Consider the following 20,358-nt stretch of genomic DNA (forward strand, 5'->3'; position numbering starts at 1 on the left):
TTTACATGTTGGTAGAGACCGGTTTCATGGCCTCGAATACGTTTTTGCAACTCTTGCAATATAGAATACTTCGACATGCGGTTGGTCCAAAGATATTGTCCATGGTCACGTAGGTGGACCCGCAATAGGCGCAATCAACATGCCAACTTCCATCTTCTTTAAAATGACGCGGAGGTGGTGCAATTCCAAACGCCCTCAAATTCTTATGCCCTTTTTCTGTGATACGATCTGATGTCCATGGTGGATGTAATGCGAATTCCACTTCAACTTCACCGACATCTAGTAATTCTTTTATAGCACTTATGGTATTTTTCTTGATAATTTCTAGTGCGGGACAACCTAAAAAGGTTGGCAGAAGAACAACTTTCACATGATTTCCATCCGTTGTAACTTCACCGATCATGCCGAGATCAAAGATGCTGACCGTGTCTATTTCTGGATCTTTCACGTTCAGCAGAGCTTCATAAATCCGCTCAACCGACACTTCTGTAAATGCAGTCATGTTGCCTCCTCCTTTCCCGATCTTTTACCAGACGGCGGCTGTATCGAGCTTGTAAACTTCTGAAAGAGTTGTTAGAGCCTCCTCCAGATCTTTTGTGTGTTGTCCATTTCGTCCGTTTTTTACTGGATGATCAGGAATTTTCAACATTTGCATGTGAACCGCTAGCATCATTGGTTCGATGCTTATTTGCCATTTTTGTTTCAATTCTTCCTCACTGCCTATAAGCCCACTAGATTCGATCGCTTGTTTTTGATCACCGTAAGAGAAAACATCTCCGAAATCATCCATCACACGGGAGATTGCGTCATTCATTTTCTTTTTTGCTACATCTGTAGAATTCATCAATTGCTTGAACCACGTATCCCAGTGCAGGCGGTGATAATAAAGTTCCATCCTCACTTTTACAGCTACTTCCGCAAGAGGTTGGTAGGAGCTTTCGCATAAAGAGTCGATTTTCACTTTTTTCGCTTGTGTATATAAATAACTTCGTGCAACCGCATATGCCCAATCATAATGGGGAGTTTCCAAATAATATCCTTGCCCGTTCACGCGTTCTGTTAAAATACTGTTTTTTCTATCCGCTACCAGGCGAAAATGAGCCAGAGCATCAGCTTTTCCTGCACCCAGATTTTCAAGAAGTGAGTAATACATTGCCGCATGCCCCATCGTATCCTGGCTGATTGAAGAATAAGCGATATCAGCTTCGATATGAGGAGCAAGTCCTAACCATTCCGATCCACGAAACGAGTATAAAAAGTCATCATCAGCCAACTGGAATAACAAACTTTTTACAGCTTCTGTATATTCCGGGCTCATCACTGAGTCAGCATTGTTCATTTTCTATCGCCTCCCCATGACAAGATTTCTTTTTCATCCAGCATTTCCTGTTCATATTGACGCCATTTCTTTTTCAAGTAACCATACCCTTTGGTCGTGCGGTATTCTTTGTTTTCAAGCCGGTTAAGTGTCAATTTTTCTTCAGCATTCATTCGTTTAATGTGCTTACGGTTGACGATCCAAATGTCAGCAACAGGCTCACGTCGCATAAAGTTTTCCTGCGCTAAAATTAGCGCCATATCTTCATTCGGAGCCAGTAAACTGAATTGGTGCTGGAAAGCTGAGCTCGGTGTTCGTTTGCTAAAAATTTCATATTCCTGATAAAATGTTTTCTCTTCTCCCACTTCACCTGACTCCTTTCATTAACTTATATTCGCACTAAGTGCATCCCGTACCCATGAATTATATTCATAAGAATGTCTGCGTAAATTCAGTCGCGCTTCCGAACGTTGCCCCTGATTTTTAATGATTTTCTTAAATTCATTCCAATCCGGCTGCTGATAGGACCATAAATTGCCATCTTTGTCGAAATGGAAGGTCGGATCCGGTATGGTCAATCCCAGTGAAAGTATTCGTGGCATGTATTTATCAAAAAAGATTTGCCTGAATTCTTCATTTGTTTTCGTCCGGATTTTATATTTAATTGTTAAATCTTGTTTGGATGAACCGGTCGTTTCCTTACTAGCTGGCCCGAAGAACATAAGAAGTGGTTCCCACCAACGATTCAGTGCCTCCTGAACCATCGCTTTTTGTTCATCTGTTCCTTCAGCTAACGCTAAGATGATGGATTCACCATGTTGAGCATGAAATACTTCTTCTGCACAGATTCGTTGCAGTGCTCTTGCGTACGGACCATATGAAGCTTTGAGCATATCTGTTTGGGTAATAATCGCGGCACCGTCAACTAGCCATCCAATAATCCCTGCATCCGCCCATGTTTTCGTTTCCATATGAAAAACATTATGAAACTTCAAATCTCCATTAAATAGATCCTGCATTAAGTCTGCACGGGTTTTGTTATATGGTGCCAGTAAGTCCTCCGTTACACGAAGCAGAAGCTGCCCATGCCCCATCTCGTCCTGTACCTTAGCCATAATTCCGAGTTTTCGGTTCAAAGAAGGAGCTTTAGGTACCCATTCTTTTTCAGGTAAAGCTCCCATAATTTCGCTCATGCCATGCATCGAAATTAGCTTTATGAGTGTCTGTCTATATTCTTCCGGCATCCAGTCATCCGCTTCAATTTTGTCACCAGCTTCAATGCGTTTCATAAAATGTGCATACTGTTTTTCTTCATTTGTGGTGTTTACATTTGTCATATTGAACCCTCCTTGTCTAAAGATATGCGTAGTTGACCTTTCCCATAACGTTATATATACGTTAATTAATTACTTTGTTACATTGAATCGAATGCCTATTTTAAATGTTTATTATTTCACCAATTCTGCAGTTTCAGAATTCACCTTTTCCATAACTGACGTACTATGAAGTGGCTGAACTTTTGAAGATGGATCAATATAAACTTTTGCATTGCTAATTGCTGTTGGAGCCTCTCCAAAACCTGAAGCAATCAGTTTTACTTTGCCTTCATATGTGCAAATATCTCCCGCAGCGAAAATGCCAGGAATACCAGTTTCCATTCTTGAATTTACGACAATGCTGTTTTTCTCAAGAGTCATGCCCCAGTTCTTGATGGGACCAAGTGACGATACAAATCCATAATTGACTAGTACAGCATCTACATCAATGATAGTTCTTTCGTTGCTTTTTACTTCTTTCAATACAACCTGTGTAATGCGGTCTTCTCCACTTAACTCTGCAGGGACGAAGGGAGTCAGCACTGTTACAGAGGAGTTTTTCATCTTTTCCACTGTGTTTTCATGTGCTCGGAATTTATCGCGACGGTGAGCAATGGATACTTTCTGTGCGATTGGCTCCAGCATGAGTGCCCAGTCAACTGCAGAATCTCCCCCACCAAAAACATGTACTTTTTTCCCGGCAAATTGTTGTAAATCATTGATCAAATAATGAAGATTGCTTTCTTCAAATTTCAATGTATCTTCCAAATCCAGTTTCTTCGGATGGAATGCTCCATTACCTGCTGTTATCAATATGGTTTTTGAATAATGGATGCCCTTACTCGTTATAAGCTTAAATGTGCCATCGGCTTGTCTTTCAAGTGCCTCCACCTCTTGATTCAAACAAATCGTTTGTTCAAATTGACCCATTTGTTCTAGTAAGTTATCAATAAGTTTTTGTGCAGATATTTTCGGAAAACCGGCAACATCATAAATATATTTTTCTGGATACAACGCAGACAATTGCCCTCCAAGTTGCGGGAGGCTTTCAATAATTTTGCAGGACATATTACGGAGTCCAGCATAAAAGGCGGAGAATAAACCGATGGGTCCTCCCCCAATAATCGTTACGTCATACACTTCCCGATCATGAGACATTATCATTTCCCCCTACATTATCGTTCGTTCTTTAATAGCACAGTTAAAAAAACATTTCGTTTTTATATATAACACTTTATATACGTTTTGCTATAATTCTGTAATACTTACTTTAGATTAATAGCGGGAGAGTTAGATGTCAATAATAATTTCAGAAAATTCCAAATGGAATACTCCTTCATCTTTCATCGCAATTCCTAACCCCGTTCCAAGAATAGGGTTAATAATAGAAAATATTAAAATGAAGCCAAAATAAAAAGCCCCGCCAAATTTGGCGAGGCCTTGTCTCTTTTCTAGCTTTGTTAATCGATGTTGTTGGTTGCTTATCGTACATTTGCGCACATCATTAAACAGCCCTTAAAGTGCTTTATCGTCAATTGAATTTAACCATTGTTCAATTGGGCCGATTACGGATTCAACGCAACCATCTTCGAATGGTGAAATCAAATTGGCTTCTTTTACAAGTCCTGTAAACGACAGACTTCCTCCAATTTTACATAAGTGTACATAATCTGCCCAAGCTTGCTCACGGTCTTCTAACGTTCGTTTGAAGAACTGGAATGCACAGATTTGAGCCAATGTATAATCAATATAATAGAACGGACTTTGATAAATATGGCCTTGTCGTTGCCAGAACCCACCTCTGTTTAAGTAGTCATTACCGTCATAATCACGGTGTGGCAAATATTTTTCCTCAAGCTCACTCCAAGCCTTTTTACGTTCAGCTGGCGATGCCTCCGGATTTTCATAAACAAAGTGTTGGAATTCATCCACAGCCACCCCATATGGCAAGAATTCAAGCGAACTGCTTAAATGGGAAAATTTGTATTTATCCGTATCCTCCTTAAAGAAGTTTTCCATCCATGGCCAAGTAAGAAATTCCATACTCATAGAATGAATTTCACACGCTTCGTATGTTGGCCAATTATATTCAGGGATTTCAAAATGACGACTTGAATACACTTGGAATGCGTGTCCCGCTTCATGTGTGAGAACATCTATATCTCCAGATGTACCGTTAAAGTTAGAAAAAATGAAAGGTGCTTTGTAATCTTCGATATACGAACAGTACCCACCGCTTGCTTTCCCTTTTTTCGCGACAAGATCCATCAAGTTATTGTCTATCATGAAATCAAAGAATTCACTTGTTTCCTTCGACAATTCATCATACATTTTTTTGCCACCATCTATGATCCACTCCGGTGAACCTTTTGGTGTGGCATTTCCGGTTTTGTAATTGATTGATTCATCGTAGTATTTGAAATCATCTACCCCGATGCGAGCCTGCTGACGTTCTTTTAACTTGGATGCCAACGGAACAATGAAATCCTTGACCTGATCACGGAAGTTCATGACCATTTTCGCGTCATAATCTGTGCGAATCATACGATAATAGCCCAGTTCCACAAAGTTTTTGTATCCTAATGTACGGGCAATTTCCGTTCGAACTTTTACCAAATCATCAAAAATCCGATCGAGTTGCTGCTCGTTTTCTGCGAAAAAGCTAAAGTAGGCGTCTTTTGCCCGTTTCCTCATGTCACGGTCTGTAGATTCAGTGAATGGCTGCATCTGTGCCAAGGTACGCTCTTCATTTTCAAAATTGATTTTGGCAGACGCAATCAATTGTTGATATTCTGATGAGAGTTTATTCTCTTTTTGCATCATTGGAATGACTTCAGAAGAAAAAGATTTAATCTGTGCTTCCGCAATGGCAAATAATTGAGTGCCCCACTTTTCTTCCAACTCGTTACGGAAAGATGAGCTCACCAGTGACTTATAATATTTTGTAATTAAATCATCTACTTTTGGACTTAGTTCATCGAAGTAGTCCCGTTCCGCTTTGTAAAACTCGTCATTCGTGTCAATTGAATTTCTGATGTAGACAATGTTCATCATCGTTCCCACATGGTTTCTGATATCATTGATTTGCTTCATTACTTCACTTTGTACTTCAACAGTTTCGGAGTCATTAAACTCAGTTAATGCTTCATTAAACTGCGTTTCAATCTGTTCGAATTCAGGTCGTGTATACGCAAATTCTTCAAATTTTGTTACCATCCTAAACATCCCCTATTATTTTCAAATCGCAATCTAAGAATTTTTAATCATTTGATTACGTCTACTCATAAATAGTTTACTATTAATTCATTTATGACAACAAGAAAAATTATTTTATTTAGAATGTTAGGTATATTTATTCTGACCACTGGTTTTGTTGTTCTTCTGTCGCTACTAACTGTAAGTCGTCAGCTGTTATTGTAATGATTTGATAGTCATGACGTTCTGCATATTTCATGGCCAGTTCTTTCATAAACTTTGGTGAACCTTCATTTTCCTCATCATAAATGATCAGTAGACCGTCAGAATTTCGTATTATGAATTTATTCTTTTCGATAAATTGCCAAGGTCCTTCATAAGGTTTTTTCGTCACACTTGTTTGAAAATCAGCATTTGAACAAATCGTTTGATACATTTCTTTTTTGCTGTCATTCCAGTTCTTTTCTTGCTCAAGAAAAGGCGTAATGACTGCGTATTTTAAATGCGGGAATGATTGCTTGAAATCAATAACCAATTGCGCTGCCCACGTTTCGACCCCTAACTGCCCGCTGACAATAACCCATTCCAGTCCATCGTCAATTAGTTCAAGAAGACGATTTTCTAATGCCTTCTTTATAAAACCTACGCCTGGATGTTTATCGTCGAAAACACCAATCTCGTGCTGTTTATAACCTGTAATCACTAATCTTTTAATCATTTTAAAACCTCCGTGTCACTAACGTATCTATATAGTATTTTAGCATTTAATAGAAACAACAGTTTGGAGAACAACGTCCAGGTTATCAAAAAATAAAGACCCTCCAATTTCAGAGGGTCCGGATATCATAGATTATATTAAAAACATGGCTACGATTGTTGTAACAACCAACCCGATTGTCACTGGAAGAAGGTTTCTTCTCGCAAGTTCAAATGGATCGACACCACAGATAGCTGCCGCTGGAATAAGAGCCCATGGAACCAACGTCCCTCCACCAACCCATATGGCTGCAATTTGACCAAGAGCGGTCAAAGTAGCTGCACCGGCACCGATTGCATTAGCAAAGATAGTGGCAACAGAACCTACCAGAGAAATACCCGAGAACCCCGAGCCATCCAAGCCAGTTATTGCGCCAACAATCGTCAAAGTAACTGCTCCGACTTCTTTACTTAACGGAACGAGTGATGCAAGAGCTACACCAAGGTCGTTGACGATGCCATGTGAAGTCTTCGGCAATAGTTCACCGATTATTTTATTGAACCCTGCATCTCCCAGATAAAAGAATGCAGCAATCGGAATGACTGCACCGAACACTTTAAAACCGAATTGGAAACCTTCGATAAAGTAACTTGTAGCTTTTTCAAGCCCTTTATTTTTATGGCTGACCATTGTAATGAATAAGAGGATGAAAACAGATGTACCACCTATCAATGCGGTTGCATCGCCACCCTGTAAATCAAGAATGGACATCGCAATCACGTCAAGTGCAAACAGGACAGGGATCAAGAGTGCAAAGAAGCGCTTTTGTCCTGCGGATAGCAACGTTAATTGATGTTCAGTCGGTTCCGTTGTTGGCATGGCTGATATTCCTGTAGTTGCCATTAACAATCCGGATTTTAAGTCTCGTTTCAAGAAATAAAACGCGGTAATGGTGGTCACGAGCCCCATCACAATAACTAGGGGAATACTTGCACTGATGACATCACCAACTGGAAGCCCCGCAGCATCCGCGGTCAGTTTTGGTGCTCCTTGAATAATGAAATCTCCTGATAACGCAATTCCGTGCCCGAATAAGTTCATTGCCATAGCAACCCCAAGTGCAGGCAAGCCTACTCGGAGTGCGATTGGAAGTAATACAGCGCCCATCAATGCTACCGCTGGAGACGGCCAGAAAAACCATGAAATGACCATCATTAAGATTCCGATTGTCCAATAAGCTAATGCAGGGGTCTTAATGAGTTTCGAAAACGGTGAAATCATCACATCATTGATTCCGGTCGTTGTCAGAACTTTACTCATCGCGACAATGATTGAGATAACAAGTATCGTTGGCAATAATTCTGTAATCGCGAAAATGAAGCTGTTAAAAATACTACTGATTGAGCCACTCAATGATCCAGTGGCAGTAATGGCAATTAGAAAAATACCGACGATACTTACAATGGTTGTATCACGTCTCATCACCATAAAGCCGATGATTAAAAAGATAAAAACAACATAAATCCAATGCAACGCTGTTAATTCAACACCCATCAGATTTCTTCTCCTTTCTTGCATCCTTTTGTTTGAAGAGGGTATCCCTACTTCAAGATGTTCTATAGGATATGTGCAGCAAGAAAAGTGGTGTGAGGAATGCCCAAGAAATTGAGAGACAAAAAACACCGCTCAATCAAGTGAGCGGTGTGATAAGTACTATTAAAAATCAAAGTTATCTGGATCTGGACCTACACGTTTGTTTTCATTGAGTGAAGAAATTTTCTCCATTTCTTCTGCCGAAAGCTCAAAGTCAAAAATAGCTGCATTTTCAACAATACGATGTTCATTGATTGATTTTGGAATGGTCACAACATCATTTTGAAGATCCCAGCGCAAGATGATTTGTGCCACGGATTTTCCATGTATCTCAGCAATTTCTTTAAGTTTCACATCATCAAGTAATTGCCCTTGCATAAGGGGTGACCAAGCTTCAAGTTGAATATTGTTTTGTTGGCAAAAAGCACGCAGGTCTTCCTGAGTCAATTTAGGATGGAATTCAACTTGATTGACCATCGGAACGATTGTTGCATCTTTCATTACATCTTTTAGGTGATGAATATGAAAATTACTTACTCCAATTGCTTTTACACGGTTTTCAGTATAAATAGTTTCAAGTGCTCGCCAAGTATCTTTATACTTTCCTTCTACTGGCCAGTGAATTAAGTATAAATCTAAGTAATCCAAGCCTAATTTTTTTAGGCTTGTTTCATAAGCGTCCAAAGTAGTTTCGTATCCGAAATCTGCATTCCACACTTTAGAAGTGATAAATAATTCTTCTCGTGAAATTCCGGTTTCTATCATTCCCTGACGGATTCCTTCACCCACTCCTTCTTCATTTTGATACACTGCAGCAGTATCAATGCTGCGGTATCCCTTTAAGATAGCAGTCTTCACAGCTTCTATTACCTCTGTTCCTTCTTCAACTTTAAAAACGCCTAATCCGAACCAAGGCATTTTGATTCCATTATGTAAAGTTGTACATGCTTGCAAGTTATTTTTCATTTTTGTTATTCCTCCAGTGTCTACATATTTTACACTTTCCCATTCTCTCTTTTTTCATTTAACACTTCAATTAATTGACCTTACCAATATAATTTCCATGAATAATAAACGCTCTTTTCCTTGAAAACACTGATTTGTTATACACTTGCATTATGCAAATTAATATAATGTAATATACTTGCATTTTACAACAATAATACAATACTTGTTAAACTCAAGTAACTTACAATGAATATGTTTGTATTCCACAGCTATTACACATAAGAAAAACCATCCCCTGTTTGTTGGGAATGGCTTACTTCTTAACCTAAATCTTTACCGTAAACAATTTCATCTTCATCCTGCACATCCACCGCATTAATGATATGTACTGATGTGCGTAAATACATTTTTGCGGTTTCATCTGTTAACACCCAGCGTTCATCTGGCATCAATTCAAAAGGCACCATACGGGTTTCTTTTGATTTTACTGAGCCTACCATTTCAATGGTGTGTTTCGCCACACACTCTTCAGTTACATCAAAATCACTGTCTTCCCGATGCCCTTCTTTTCTCAACAATACTTCTAGTTTAATGAACTCAATAACTTGTTCGCTTTGACCACCATTAATATAAATTTTACCTGATAGTGATTCTCCGTGCGCAATTTCAGGTTTGTCTACAACAGTATCTACTTTCATTGAACCAATACCGATTGTAGACAAAAACTTTTTCAACATCATGTCTTCCTCCCTGTCATAGAAACCATTCCATCCATTCCAATTGATTCACTTATCTCATGTCCATTATCAATAATGATGATCAAGCTCTGTTTCATGTCGATTGTATCTACGCTTAAATAACTTATAAATATGCGTGACCAATACTTTAAGTAAAGCATACCCTGGAATCCCTAAAATTACGCCTGGAACTCCAAACAATGAACCCGCAGTCAATAAAACAAAAATAATGGTAATTGGATGTATATGTAGTGATTTACCCATAATCTGGGGAGAAATAAACTTCCCTTCTACTAATTGTACGACTGTCCATACAATAGCCAATTTAAACAGCATGAATGGGGATGTGACGATAGCAATTACAGCTGCTGGTGCGATTGCAATAATCGGTCCTAAATAGGGCACTACACTAGTAACCATGGCTAAAACCCCTAGAAGCAAAGCATAGTCCATACCAATAATAAGGAAACCGATGAACACCATAGATCCAATGCAGAACGCGATCAAAATTTGACCTTGAATATAGGCACTGATTTGTTTGTCTGCATCTTTCATTACCTGACGCGTATCTTCTCTCATGCGTGGAGGCAATAAATTCAGAATATATTGCGGTAACTTTTCGCCGTCTTTCAACAAGTAAAACAAAATAAATGGTACGGTTACAATCGCCAATATTAAACCTGTCAAAGTGGAGATTACTTTCCCAATCCCACTAGCAACTCCACCCACAGCATCCTGGAGGGTATTTCCAATATCCTCAGGTAGTTGCTGAAGTATTATATTTACATCAAATTCAAGATTAGCATAGTAACTCGAAAAGATTGATGTTTTAAGAAAGGCATCAATAGATATGACAAGTTCCATGAAATATCCAGGGAAATCTTGAATCAAATTCGTTAACTGCGTTTTTAGGAACGGAAACACAAGTAAGATTAATAAGGTGATGAGGCCGATTAACCCTAAGAAAATAATAAGAATGCCCCAGATTTTCGGTATTTTCAACCGTATCAGAAGCCGAAGTAAAGGACGTAAAAGGTAATACCCAATGGTTGCTAAAATGACAGGCAATACGACATTAGCCAAAAACACTTGCATGGGATAAAAAACAAACGAAACGACATCAAAGATCCATATAATCAAACCCAATAATAAGATCAATAACATTAAATATAGTGTATTCCTCCCACCTAGAAACTGAATGAATCTAGTAGAAAAAAAGGATGTTTTTTCTGGTTGCATATCATGTCCCCACTTTCGAATTCTCATAATCTTAAGAATGATTACGATAAAACTAATTTTACAGGAAAATTGCGCTGATAATCAATTTATCAACGCAATCGCATTCCTAGGAATTCGCTTAAAGCCTGCTTATTTTCATCTAGATTTATTTCAATGACAGATCCTACACCCGGATAAGACCCAAAATCATAACTATGTTCCACAGGGATGGTCATTTTATTAATGTCTACTCCCCCGCTGAACGCCAGGCTTAGTACTCGTTTGACTTCATCTGTAGATGAGTAATCAGACTGGACATAACCATGTATGGCCCCTGCAAATTTCGGGTAATGAGCAGCATTGGAAGGACTCATGATTTCATCTTTTAATGCTTCCATAACTTTTTGCTGTCTCTCAACTCGTCCGAAATCCCCTTCAGCATCTGCGCGGAACCGTGCATATCCTAAAAGTTCCTTCCCATTCAACTGTTGAACTCCAGGTTCAAGTGAAACCCCAATTTTCTCGGACATCGCTTTTTCGACATCTATTTCGACACCGTCTGGTGCAACAATATCAACCAACGATTCAAAGCTTTTAAAATCTATCAGCGCATAATGGTGGATTGGCACGCCGAACATACTTGAAATCGTATCCTTGACAAGTTGTACGTCACCTAAGTAGTATGCAGTATTCAGCTTATAGGATTTGTATCCTGGAATTTGAGCGTAAATATCTCGCATGAACGACACAACATTCACTTCGTCGGTTTCTTTATTCCACGAAACCAGCATCATTGTATCAGAACGGGATTGTTCTTCTCCCCGAGTATCTACACCAAGAACCAAAACATTCTCAATGGATGGGTTTTTCACATCCATCGGATCACCTGTGAACTCAATATCATTTTTCCCTTTATTGGAAGCCAGCTCTTGACCAGCTTTAAATTGAACGAATGAATATATAGCTACTCCTATTGCAGCCAAAAATAGAAGAGTCATAAAAAATCTACCGAAACGAAACTTTCTTTTCCTTCTCATGGAACGACGATTTGGAACTTGTTCTTCCAAAACGCTCCCCCCTTTCATATCTTTCATATAATAGAACGAAATAAGTCCAAAAAAGTTGCTTTTTTTCCTCTTCAATCATAGTTGTTGAGCACAGAGGATGCAAGTGCTACAATACGGTCTATGCAGGTTTGAGAGGAGTTTTATAAATGGAAATAGCTACATTTGCAGGCGGTTGTTTTTGGTGTATGGTCAAGCCCTTTGATCAATGGGATGGAATAGAGTCCGTCATTTCAGGTTATATGGGTGGACATGTTGAGAATCCTACATATGAAGACGTGAAAAAGGGAGATTCAGGGCATCTTGAGGTCGTACAAATTCAGTTTGACCCATCTGTTTTTACATATAAACAATTACTTGAAATTTTTTGGCAGCAAATTGATCCAACGGATGACGGAGGTCAATTCCAGGACCGCGGAGAATCTTATAAAACAGCGATTTTCACACATTCCGATGAACAAGTGGAAATAGCGAACGAATCAAAACAAGCACTCGCTGAGAGCGGACGTTTCTCCAAACCAATCGTCACACCAATCCATCCTGCGGAAACATTTTATATCGCAGAAGACTATCATCAAGATTACTATAAAAAAGAACCGGATCATTACGCAGAAGATCGCGCTATGTCCGGCCGTGATGAATTCATCCAAGAGAATTGGAAGAAGTAATTCGATTTCTAGCCTTGCGATTGCAAGGCTTTTTTATTTAGGCACGCTTATCGCACATTTGCGCTAGTCGCATGTTCCGCAAGAACTCACAAATATCAAATGCTTTCTTTAACATGACCTTTATTTAAAAGGACCGTGACTATAAACATTCCTATAATTAAAGCGAGCAAGACAAAGAACGTCATTTGATGTGTTCCGCTCCAATCGTATAAAATACCGATTGCCAAAGGAACAAGCCCTCCCATGATAAAACCGCCTGTCTGAACCATTGCCGTCCATGCGTTCGCTTCTATTGCATCTGTCGTTTCATCGAGTGGTAGCAGTAATGCAAGCGGGAACAATACACCAAGTGTAAATCCAAGGAGAATCGCTGCCGGCCAAATCAGTGTCATATTCCCTGTCAATAACAAAACAATTCCAATGGTCCCGATAATGAGCGCGGAATAAATCCAAAATGATCGGATCGGAAATTTCTCAAGTAGTAAAGGGATGAAAATGTTTGTTACTATTTGTGCGACTGTCAAAACACTGATAACTGAACCAGCTTCAACCACATTAAATCCTAGTTCACTCGCTGCAGATGCAAGCCATGTCGTCAATGAGAAAAACAATGAAGCTTGAAAACCAAAAAACAATAAAATAAGCCATGCTCTCGTATTTGTCCACGGCGAACGGAATGATGCTGTCACATTTTCTCGTTCAATCGGAACAGCGATTTCTTTTTCTGGCTTCATGGCAACGACCCAAACCAAGTATGCCAACAATGCTAACGAAGACCAGAAAGCTAGGGCATACTCCCATTCTTCACCGATCTTGACATATAATATACCGGTTAAACCAGCACTCAATGTTGCACCAGCACCCATACCTAGTGAATAGATTCCTATAGCTGAAGCAGTACGAGTAGGGAATTTTTCTTTAATTAATGATGATAAAATAGGTCCGATAATTGCAATGGCAACACCTATTACAAAAGCAGTCACCAATAGTGATACATAGTCATTTAACCATGCACGTAATAAAGTAAGCACACCTATTAAGACGATTAATAAAGAAATGCCTCTTCTTTGTCCGAACTTATTCAGCCAGTGAACAGCCAATGGAGCGAATAATCCCATACAGATTACGGGAACCGCCGTTAACAAACTTACTTCACTGTTCGTCAAATTTAAATCATTACGGATTGTGTCCAGTAATGGCCCGATTGATGTAATAGCAGGTCGTAAATTTAAGGCAATCAAAAAGATGGCAATTAATAATGATGTCATTGATTTTTGGGAATTCATAATCTCCGCCCTCTATAATTAAAATAGTTCTCCACCAAGTAAATCATATCAGACGTCCGACCACAACTATGAAACTTTGTATCTAGCATGCAAACTTGTGTTCCCTTTTGATAATTTGTACAATAAATGATGAAAGGGTGAATAAATTGAAACTCATTCAATGGAGTTACACGAAAAGATACCAAGTGAAAGCTATTTTTGATGAATTTCCAAATATGATTCTCGTATTCAGGACGATAGGGTCCTATTATTTTATATTTACTACAAAAGGATCGATAGACAATCGATATCCAACTAGAAAAGATTATGTTGAAATGGAACTGTTGGTAAATGAGCAGCTGCAAACGCTGCAATCCTACATAAATCGCAAGTCACCACTCGAAATGAAGTGGGTTGACGAATGGTTGCAAAAAAAAGAACTTCCACTTACACAATTGGAAGTCCTTTCTCATAAAGAATAATTTGCTTGCGTCCAAGCGATTTTGCGATGTAAAGCGCTTGGTCTGCACGTTTCAATAAATCTTCCAGTGATTGCTGGATATCATATTCATGCACACCAGCCGAAAATGATAACGGTACTGGATCCATTCGGTATTTCAACAATTCTTCATTGCAGCAATCTTGTATTGAAAGTAATTGACGGTGAATTTCCTGCGTGTTGCTGTTTTGAAAAAGAATAATAAATTCTTCTCCCCCCCACCTCGCAACGACATTCAGATCATGAATTTCCCGTCTTAATAGGCTGGCAAAAGTTTGGAGGGCAATATCCCCAAATGTATGCCCGTATTGATCGTTGATGTTCTTGAAATGATCCAGATCCAATATCGCCAAAGTAAAAGACTGTCCGCTCACTTCAAAACGATTTTGAGCCTTACGGATTTCCTCCACCATTTTCCGTCGATTAAATAGTGACGTTAAGTGATCGGTAATGGAAAGCTCCTTTACTTGTTCGACCAAACGTTCCAACTCCTCATGGCTCCTATGAAGCAAAATCTCAATTTCTTTTCGCTCGGTAATATCGATATGTGTCCAATCATGCGCTTTGCGAATCCTCGATTGTCACGCTCCACCGATTTTCCACGACCCAAAACCCAACGATTTTGGAGATATATGTTCTACTTCTTGTTTTCCGTTATCCAATACCCGGTGCATAAAAATTATTGGTCCATTCCAAGTCATTTCATGAAAAAGCGTTTCAAACACTTTTTCCATATTACCCATAATACACCAACTATCTAATACACTTATTATAACTGAAAGCAAAAATTAAGGCTACCTAATTAAGGTATACCAATCACGTGCATCCTGTATTTCCTTCATTGTCAATTGGTGTCCGTTGTTATACCATTTTTCCTGAACTTTAGCTCCTTGAACACGTAATACATCAATTAACTCCTGCGTTTCTTTTTGAGGAATAATGGGATCGTTCGTTCCTGCCCCAATAAAAATATGTGCATTCTGTATTTCTTTAACTGTGTTGTTTCGATATGGCACCATTGCATGGAATAAAATCGCTCGATCGACAATTTTCTCATGTTTCATCAGCAATGTTGCTGCAATATTTGCTCCATTGGAATAGCCAATAACTGTGACTAGGTCAGTGTTCGGTGCATAATGAGATAAAGCTTCCTTTAGGAACGTATGGAGTTCTTCTGCACGGTCAAACAAATCTTTCTCGTCAAAAATACCTTCTGCTAGACGTCGGAAGTATCGTGGCATGCCCCCCTCCAAAACATTTCCACGAACTCCAAGTAAGGATGCTGTCGGATCGATATGTTTTCCCACATTAATCAAATCATGTTCATTTCCACCTGTACCGTGTAGCAATATCAAGACGTTTTTTTTATTTGTTCCTTCAATAAATATGTGTTGATGTGTTTCATTCATCGTTATCCCCTCCTTCTTTTTATTTTATCTTGAATTCAAGATATATTCCACTCTTAAAGTTTGAGCATTCTTATACCCTTTCATGATATAATAGAAGCATTGTGAAAAATAAGGAGGTTCAAACATGATTGCTGTAAGTAATGTAAGTTTACGCTTCGGAGATCGTAAGCTTTTCGAAGACGTCAATATAAAATTCAACCCAGGTAACTGTTACGGATTAATTGGTGCTAACGGTGCGGGGAAATCAACTTTTATTAAAATCTTATCAGGTGACATTGATACACAAGAAGGTAATGTCATCATGAACCCGAACGAACGTATGGCTGTCCTAAAACAAAATCACTTCGAATATGAAGAGTATCCTGTTTTGGAAACAGTTATGATGGGTCATAAACGTTTGTATGAAGTCATGAATGAAAAGAATGCCATCTATATGAAAGAAGATTTCTCTGATGAAGATGGCATGCGTGCTGCTGAACTTGAAGGTGAGTTTGCTGACATGAACGGATGGGAAGCTGAATCTGAAGCGGCTATCCTTCTTCAAGGTTTGGGAATTGGTGAAGAATTCCACACGAAAAAAATGGCAGATTTAACTGGTTCTGAAAAAGTGAAAGTGCTATTGGCACAAGCTCTATTCGGCAAACCTGATGTACTTTTACTCGATGAGCCTACTAACCATCTGGACTTAAAAGCGATTCAATGGTTGGAAGAATTCCTAATCAACTTTGAAAACACTGTTATCGTCGTTTCCCATGACCGTCACTTCCTTAATAAAGTTTGTACACATATTGCCGATCTTGATTTCGGTAAAATTCAAGTGTATGTCGGAAACTATGATTTCTGGTATGAGTCAAGCCAATTGGCATTAAAAATGTCTCAAGATCAGAACAGTAAAAAAGAAGAGAAAATCAAAGAACTTCAAGCGTTCATTGCACGATTTAGTGCCAATGCCTCGAAGTCTAAGCAAGCTACTTCTCGTAAAAAAATGTTGGATAAAATCGAATTGGACGATATCCGACCTTCATCACGTAAGTATCCATATGTAAACTTCCAAATGGGCCGTGACATCGGAAATGATGTATTGTCCGTTCAAGATATTACAATGGAACATGAAGGCCAAACATTATTTAAAAACATTCATTTCTCCGTAAATAAAGATGACAAAATCATCTTGATCGGTGATCCAATTGCAAAATCTTCTTTACTACGTGTATTGGCTGAAGAAGTGCAACCTGTTGAAGGTTCAATTCGTTGGGGTGTCACAACTACTCGTTCATACTTCCCTATCGACTACAGTGAATACTTCACTGGAAAAGAAAATTCTTTAGTTGATTGGTTACGCCAATATTCTCCAGATGACGAAAGCGAAACTTTCTTACGAGGGTTCCTTGGACGCATGTTGTTCTCTGGCGAAGAAGTAAAGAAAAAACCTGCTGTACTATCAGGTGGAGAAAAAGTTCGTTGTATGCTTTCTAAAATGATGTTAGCCAACGCTAACGTTTTACTGTTGGATGAACCGACTAACCACTTAGACTTGGAATCAATTCAAGCACTGAACAATGGATTAATTGCTTTCAAAGGCGCAATGATTTTCACTTCTCATGACCATCAGTTCATTCAAACAATTGCTAATCGTGTAATTGAAATCATGCCTGATGGATCAATTTTGGATAAACAATTATCATTTGATGAATTTTTAGAGTGGAAAGAAGCACAAGGAATTAAATCATAATACAGATAAAAGTGCGAAGGAATTTCTCCTTCGCACTTTTTAATTTGATTTTTTTATAAATCGACCAAGTAATGATCGTGCAGGTAATTTACCGAGCAGTCCATCGCTGGTTTCGGAAATTTTTTTCAAGGCATCCAGTAACTTTTGATCACCAACCCAGTGCTCTTCCAGTATTTCAGGAGAAAATTTATTCAATAGTAAATTTACAACGAACGTGGCCACTATGATGTCATCAATAAATCCACCTGGCCCAATCAAACCTTCAGGTATTACATCAATTGGTGCAATAAAATACAAAATCCCACTTCCGATTAAAGCTTTGCTTTTCCCGTCAATGCGTTGATCCAGCATGGATTTTGTGAGCAAATGAAACAAATCAGGTGCAAATAATAAATACGGCGCAAATTTACTCGCACCACCTGAGCGTGTTGCTAAAAATGTGGTAATTTTTTCGCGTAATTTTTCATAAAAGTCCTGTTGTTTTCTTGGTGTAGGCAGTTCATGTTTCAGTTCATATTGTGTCATGATCATTCTCCTTCCATACCAGTTACTATACCAAAAAAACAGAAGGTTGAAACGTTTCGACCCTTTCAAACGTCTACTGTATAAATTACTTAGAGGAGGTCCATGATATGTCAGCATTCAAATTTCCCATAGTTTTGGTGTTAATGCTCCTATTAAGTGCTTGTAGTGAAAAATCTACAGATGACTCCCCTATTGTCACCGGTACTCCATCAGACGAAATTCGAGAAGAAGTTCCTCAGACCGAAGATTCTGCTGAAGAAAAAATCGATCTAAAACGATTTTTCATGAAGGATGGATCTGTTGCAAAATATTTAGGTGACGGCAACGAATATGCCAGTTATCAGGCACGCACTCAATGGCACAATGATAATACAGTATCAATATATGAGGATAACGGTGGCACAGTCGTAATCCGCACTTATCGAATTACAGAGGATTCGATTCATTTAATTAAAGAGCAGGCTGAGTATTATGAAACATACTCTCCTACCGATGAAGAACTGCAGTCGTTACCAATCATTTCCACAATTCTTCAAACACCAATTGAACCAGGAACAACGTTTGATGAATGGACAGTCGTAAGTATTGACCAAACACTTGAGACGCCATACACAACGTTTGACGATGTCATTGTGTTAGAGAAAACGGACGAAAGTGGTGCGGTCCAACGTAAATATTTTGTTCAAGATTTCGGTGAAATCAAACGGGAATTTATCATGCAGGACAACGATACAGAATTCAGCGTGACTTCTACGCTTGAGTCTATAGACTGATTCATGCTGGATTTTATATAAGGCTTTGTTAAATGTTATGGTTGTTTATCGTACATTTGCGCTTGCCGCATGAGCCAACAAGTATGAAAACCACATACTTGCAGTCTCATTCTTCGAAAGATCTGATCCAGCGGTTACTCGTCGCAAATGAAATCTTCGTTTTATTTTAATATCGACAACATTAATTAATATGGTGTTCGATAATCTGTTAATCATATTGTTAATAGTAAAGGAGTGCCACTACTGCGGTAAAACCCCGCAGTGAGTACAAAGGAACGAAGGCTAATAACGCCACCTCCCTGCTCCTGCGGTTACTCGTCGCAAAGAATAAGACTGCTCCTGCGGTTACTCGTCGCAAAGAATAAGACTGCTCCTGCGGTTACTCGTCAGAAAATGCAATTTTGTGGCAACGCCTTCGCGACCAACATCCTGTTGGCCCGAGGAGGCTTGCTAGTTCGTCCGCGGAAAGGGCACAGATTCCATTTTTTAAGAAATCAACCGTGAAAGTTATCAAAGACATAAACAAAAAAAGAAGAGGCAATCCGATTTCGGAAGCCTCTTTTACATTGTTAAATTAAACTTTAGTTACATTAGCAGCTTGTGGTCCGCGGTTGCCATCGACAACTTCGAACTCAACTTTTTGGCCTTCATCAAGTGTTTTGAAGCCATCTCCTTGGATTGCTGAGAAATGAACGAACACATCGTTTTCTCCCTCAATTTCAATGAAACCGAAACCTTTTTCTGAATTGAACCATTTTACTGTACCTTGTTTCATGAACAAAACCTCCAAAAAAATAAAGTTAACAATCGTGATTATTTGTTGTAAACCTAAAAAACCACACATTCAACAGTACCAGCAAACGCCAATCACTACTGAAAATATGTGAGTTCAGGTCTCCGGTAAAACAATTTCAATTGTTAAGAATATTATATCATTTGCCCAACATCTGTCAATTTTATTCTTTGTATTTTCATAGCTTTTTATGTCATTTACATTTGTTTAGGAATCCCATTAATGAGCCACAAAACGCCATGATACACTTGTAAATCATCATCACACGCTTCGCAAAATTCCTGTTCGTCTTCTGTCCAGAAAGCCCAACAAGCTCCTTTTTGACTCGCTTCATTTGGATAAGATTTCCTGAGTTTTTCAAGCAGGGAAATCAAAAAAATACTCGCTTCCGCTTCATTCACAAACACCTTTTTTTCAATGATGGTTGCTTCCCAGCCTGAGAACATCCACCATGGTTCGTAGCCAGCTTTCATATAGATGATTTCATTCATGATTAATCCATCCTTTTCTTTCAATCCTTAATCTCATTTTAGCAAACGATTTTCTAACGTCTAGTCATTCGCTCGTTTCTCTTTTCACCCTTTCATTTTTCAATAAACCTTATAACA

23 protein-coding genes are annotated in these 20,358 nt (G+C 38.8%); 4 read left to right on the top strand and 19 right to left on the bottom strand.

The features are described 5' to 3' along the window. Position 1: 1 nt before the first annotated feature. From paaD to MHH33_RS09910, 12 genes are all read right to left on the bottom strand, one after another. Positions 2-502: a 1,2-phenylacetyl-CoA epoxidase subunit PaaD gene (gene paaD / locus MHH33_RS09855; protein WP_342541630.1), complete on the bottom strand. Its 501-nt coding sequence runs from the start codon at positions 500-502 to the stop codon at positions 2-4. A 24-nt stretch (positions 503-526) separates the two neighbouring features. After that, on the bottom strand, positions 527-1,339 hold the full coding sequence (gene paaC, locus MHH33_RS09860; RefSeq protein ID WP_342541631.1) for a 1,2-phenylacetyl-CoA epoxidase subunit PaaC: 813 nt from the start codon (positions 1,337-1,339) through the stop codon (positions 527-529). After that, positions 1,336-1,683 carry a 1,2-phenylacetyl-CoA epoxidase subunit PaaB gene (gene paaB, locus MHH33_RS09865; protein WP_342541632.1) on the bottom strand — a complete coding sequence of 116 codons (348 nt, stop codon included), beginning with the start codon at positions 1,681-1,683 and terminating at the stop codon, positions 1,336-1,338. The genes paaC and paaB overlap by 4 nt, the downstream gene beginning before the upstream one ends. A gap of 18 nt (positions 1,684-1,701) precedes the next feature. Continuing rightward, the gene (gene paaA / locus MHH33_RS09870) at positions 1,702-2,655 is read right to left on the bottom strand and encodes a 1,2-phenylacetyl-CoA epoxidase subunit PaaA (protein ID WP_342541633.1); all 954 of its coding nucleotides are present in this window, start codon (positions 2,653-2,655) and stop codon (positions 1,702-1,704) included. Positions 2,656-2,766: 111 nt separating this feature from the next. Then, a complete protein-coding gene (locus tag MHH33_RS09875; protein WP_342541634.1) occupies positions 2,767-3,792 on the bottom strand; it encodes an NAD(P)/FAD-dependent oxidoreductase in 1,026 nt (341 codons plus the stop codon). Positions 3,793-4,149: 357 nt separating this feature from the next. Then, positions 4,150-5,850, bottom strand: a complete 1,701-nt coding sequence (locus MHH33_RS09880; RefSeq protein ID WP_016427287.1) for a M3 family oligoendopeptidase — start codon at positions 5,848-5,850, stop codon at positions 4,150-4,152. 136 nt (positions 5,851-5,986) lie between these two features. After that, positions 5,987-6,547 carry a DUF1273 domain-containing protein gene (locus MHH33_RS09885; RefSeq protein ID WP_342541635.1) on the bottom strand — a complete coding sequence of 187 codons (561 nt, stop codon included), beginning with the start codon at positions 6,545-6,547 and terminating at the stop codon, positions 5,987-5,989. Between the two features lie 132 nt (positions 6,548-6,679). Continuing rightward, positions 6,680-8,080 (bottom strand): hypothetical protein, encoded by a 1,401-nt coding sequence (locus MHH33_RS09890; protein ID WP_342541636.1) that lies wholly within the window; start codon positions 8,078-8,080, stop codon positions 6,680-6,682. A 162-nt stretch (positions 8,081-8,242) separates the two neighbouring features. Further along, a complete protein-coding gene (locus MHH33_RS09895; protein WP_342541637.1) occupies positions 8,243-9,085 on the bottom strand; it encodes an aldo/keto reductase in 843 nt (280 codons plus the stop codon). 302 nt (positions 9,086-9,387) lie between these two features. Next, on the bottom strand, positions 9,388-9,807 hold the full coding sequence (locus MHH33_RS09900) for a sporulation protein (protein ID WP_342541638.1): 420 nt from the start codon (positions 9,805-9,807) through the stop codon (positions 9,388-9,390). A gap of 66 nt (positions 9,808-9,873) precedes the next feature. Continuing rightward, complete coding sequence (locus tag MHH33_RS09905) at positions 9,874-11,043, bottom strand: AI-2E family transporter (protein WP_342541639.1); 1,170 nt, start codon at positions 11,041-11,043, stop codon at positions 9,874-9,876. An 89-nt stretch (positions 11,044-11,132) separates the two neighbouring features. Further along, positions 11,133-12,089, bottom strand: a complete 957-nt coding sequence (locus MHH33_RS09910) for an LCP family protein (RefSeq protein ID WP_016427294.1) — start codon at positions 12,087-12,089, stop codon at positions 11,133-11,135. A gap of 146 nt (positions 12,090-12,235) precedes the next feature. On the opposite strand from MHH33_RS09910, the gene msrA reads away from it, so the two are divergent. Further along, entirely contained in the window at positions 12,236-12,754 is a 519-nt protein-coding gene (msrA, locus tag MHH33_RS09915) for a peptide-methionine (S)-S-oxide reductase MsrA (protein WP_016427295.1), read from the top strand. Positions 12,755-12,849: 95 nt separating this feature from the next. On the opposite strand, the gene MHH33_RS09920 is transcribed toward msrA, so the two are convergent. Next, positions 12,850-14,022 (bottom strand): MFS transporter, encoded by a 1,173-nt coding sequence (locus MHH33_RS09920; RefSeq protein ID WP_342541640.1) that lies wholly within the window; start codon positions 14,020-14,022, stop codon positions 12,850-12,852. 164 nt (positions 14,023-14,186) lie between these two features. On the opposite strand from MHH33_RS09920, the gene MHH33_RS09925 reads away from it, so the two are divergent. After that, entirely contained in the window at positions 14,187-14,501 is a 315-nt protein-coding gene (locus tag MHH33_RS09925; protein ID WP_016427297.1) for a hypothetical protein, read from the top strand. Here the strand turns inward: MHH33_RS09925 and MHH33_RS09930 are convergent. From MHH33_RS09930 to MHH33_RS09940, 3 genes are all read right to left on the bottom strand, one after another. Continuing rightward, a complete protein-coding gene (locus MHH33_RS09930; protein ID WP_342541641.1) occupies positions 14,467-15,006 on the bottom strand; it encodes a GGDEF domain-containing protein in 540 nt (179 codons plus the stop codon). The two genes, MHH33_RS09925 and MHH33_RS09930, sit on opposite strands and share 35 nt — an antisense overlap. A 93-nt stretch (positions 15,007-15,099) precedes the next feature. Continuing rightward, positions 15,100-15,261 carry a hypothetical protein gene (locus MHH33_RS09935; protein WP_342541642.1) on the bottom strand — a complete coding sequence of 54 codons (162 nt, stop codon included), beginning with the start codon at positions 15,259-15,261 and terminating at the stop codon, positions 15,100-15,102. Between the two features lie 51 nt (positions 15,262-15,312). Further along, on the bottom strand, positions 15,313-15,927 hold the full coding sequence (locus MHH33_RS09940) for an alpha/beta hydrolase (RefSeq protein ID WP_342541643.1): 615 nt from the start codon (positions 15,925-15,927) through the stop codon (positions 15,313-15,315). Positions 15,928-16,051: 124 nt separating this feature from the next. Here MHH33_RS09940 and MHH33_RS09945 point away from each other — a divergent pair, with 124 nt between their 5' ends. After that, complete coding sequence (locus tag MHH33_RS09945) at positions 16,052-17,659, top strand: ATP-binding cassette domain-containing protein (protein ID WP_016427300.1); 1,608 nt, start codon at positions 16,052-16,054, stop codon at positions 17,657-17,659. 39 nt (positions 17,660-17,698) lie between these two features. Here MHH33_RS09945 and MHH33_RS09950 read toward each other — a convergent pair whose 3' ends face one another. After that, positions 17,699-18,184 (bottom strand): DUF1232 domain-containing protein, encoded by a 486-nt coding sequence (locus MHH33_RS09950; protein WP_016427301.1) that lies wholly within the window; start codon positions 18,182-18,184, stop codon positions 17,699-17,701. 107 nt (positions 18,185-18,291) lie between these two features. Between MHH33_RS09950 and MHH33_RS09955 the strand changes: the two genes are divergently transcribed. Further along, a complete protein-coding gene (locus tag MHH33_RS09955; protein WP_342541644.1) occupies positions 18,292-18,957 on the top strand; it encodes a hypothetical protein in 666 nt (221 codons plus the stop codon). Between the two features lie 574 nt (positions 18,958-19,531). Here the strand turns inward: MHH33_RS09955 and MHH33_RS09960 are convergent. Both MHH33_RS09960 and MHH33_RS09965 read right to left on the bottom strand, forming a co-directional pair. Beyond that, a complete protein-coding gene (locus tag MHH33_RS09960) occupies positions 19,532-19,732 on the bottom strand; it encodes a cold-shock protein (protein ID WP_016427303.1) in 201 nt (66 codons plus the stop codon). A 215-nt stretch (positions 19,733-19,947) separates the two neighbouring features. After that, the gene (locus MHH33_RS09965; RefSeq protein WP_342541645.1) at positions 19,948-20,241 is read right to left on the bottom strand and encodes a DUF1033 family protein; all 294 of its coding nucleotides are present in this window, start codon (positions 20,239-20,241) and stop codon (positions 19,948-19,950) included. Between the last annotated feature and the right edge of the window lie 117 nt (positions 20,242-20,358).

The organism is Paenisporosarcina sp. FSL H8-0542 (assembly GCF_038632915.1).
GTDB lineage: Bacteria > Bacillota > Bacilli > Bacillales_A > Planococcaceae > Paenisporosarcina.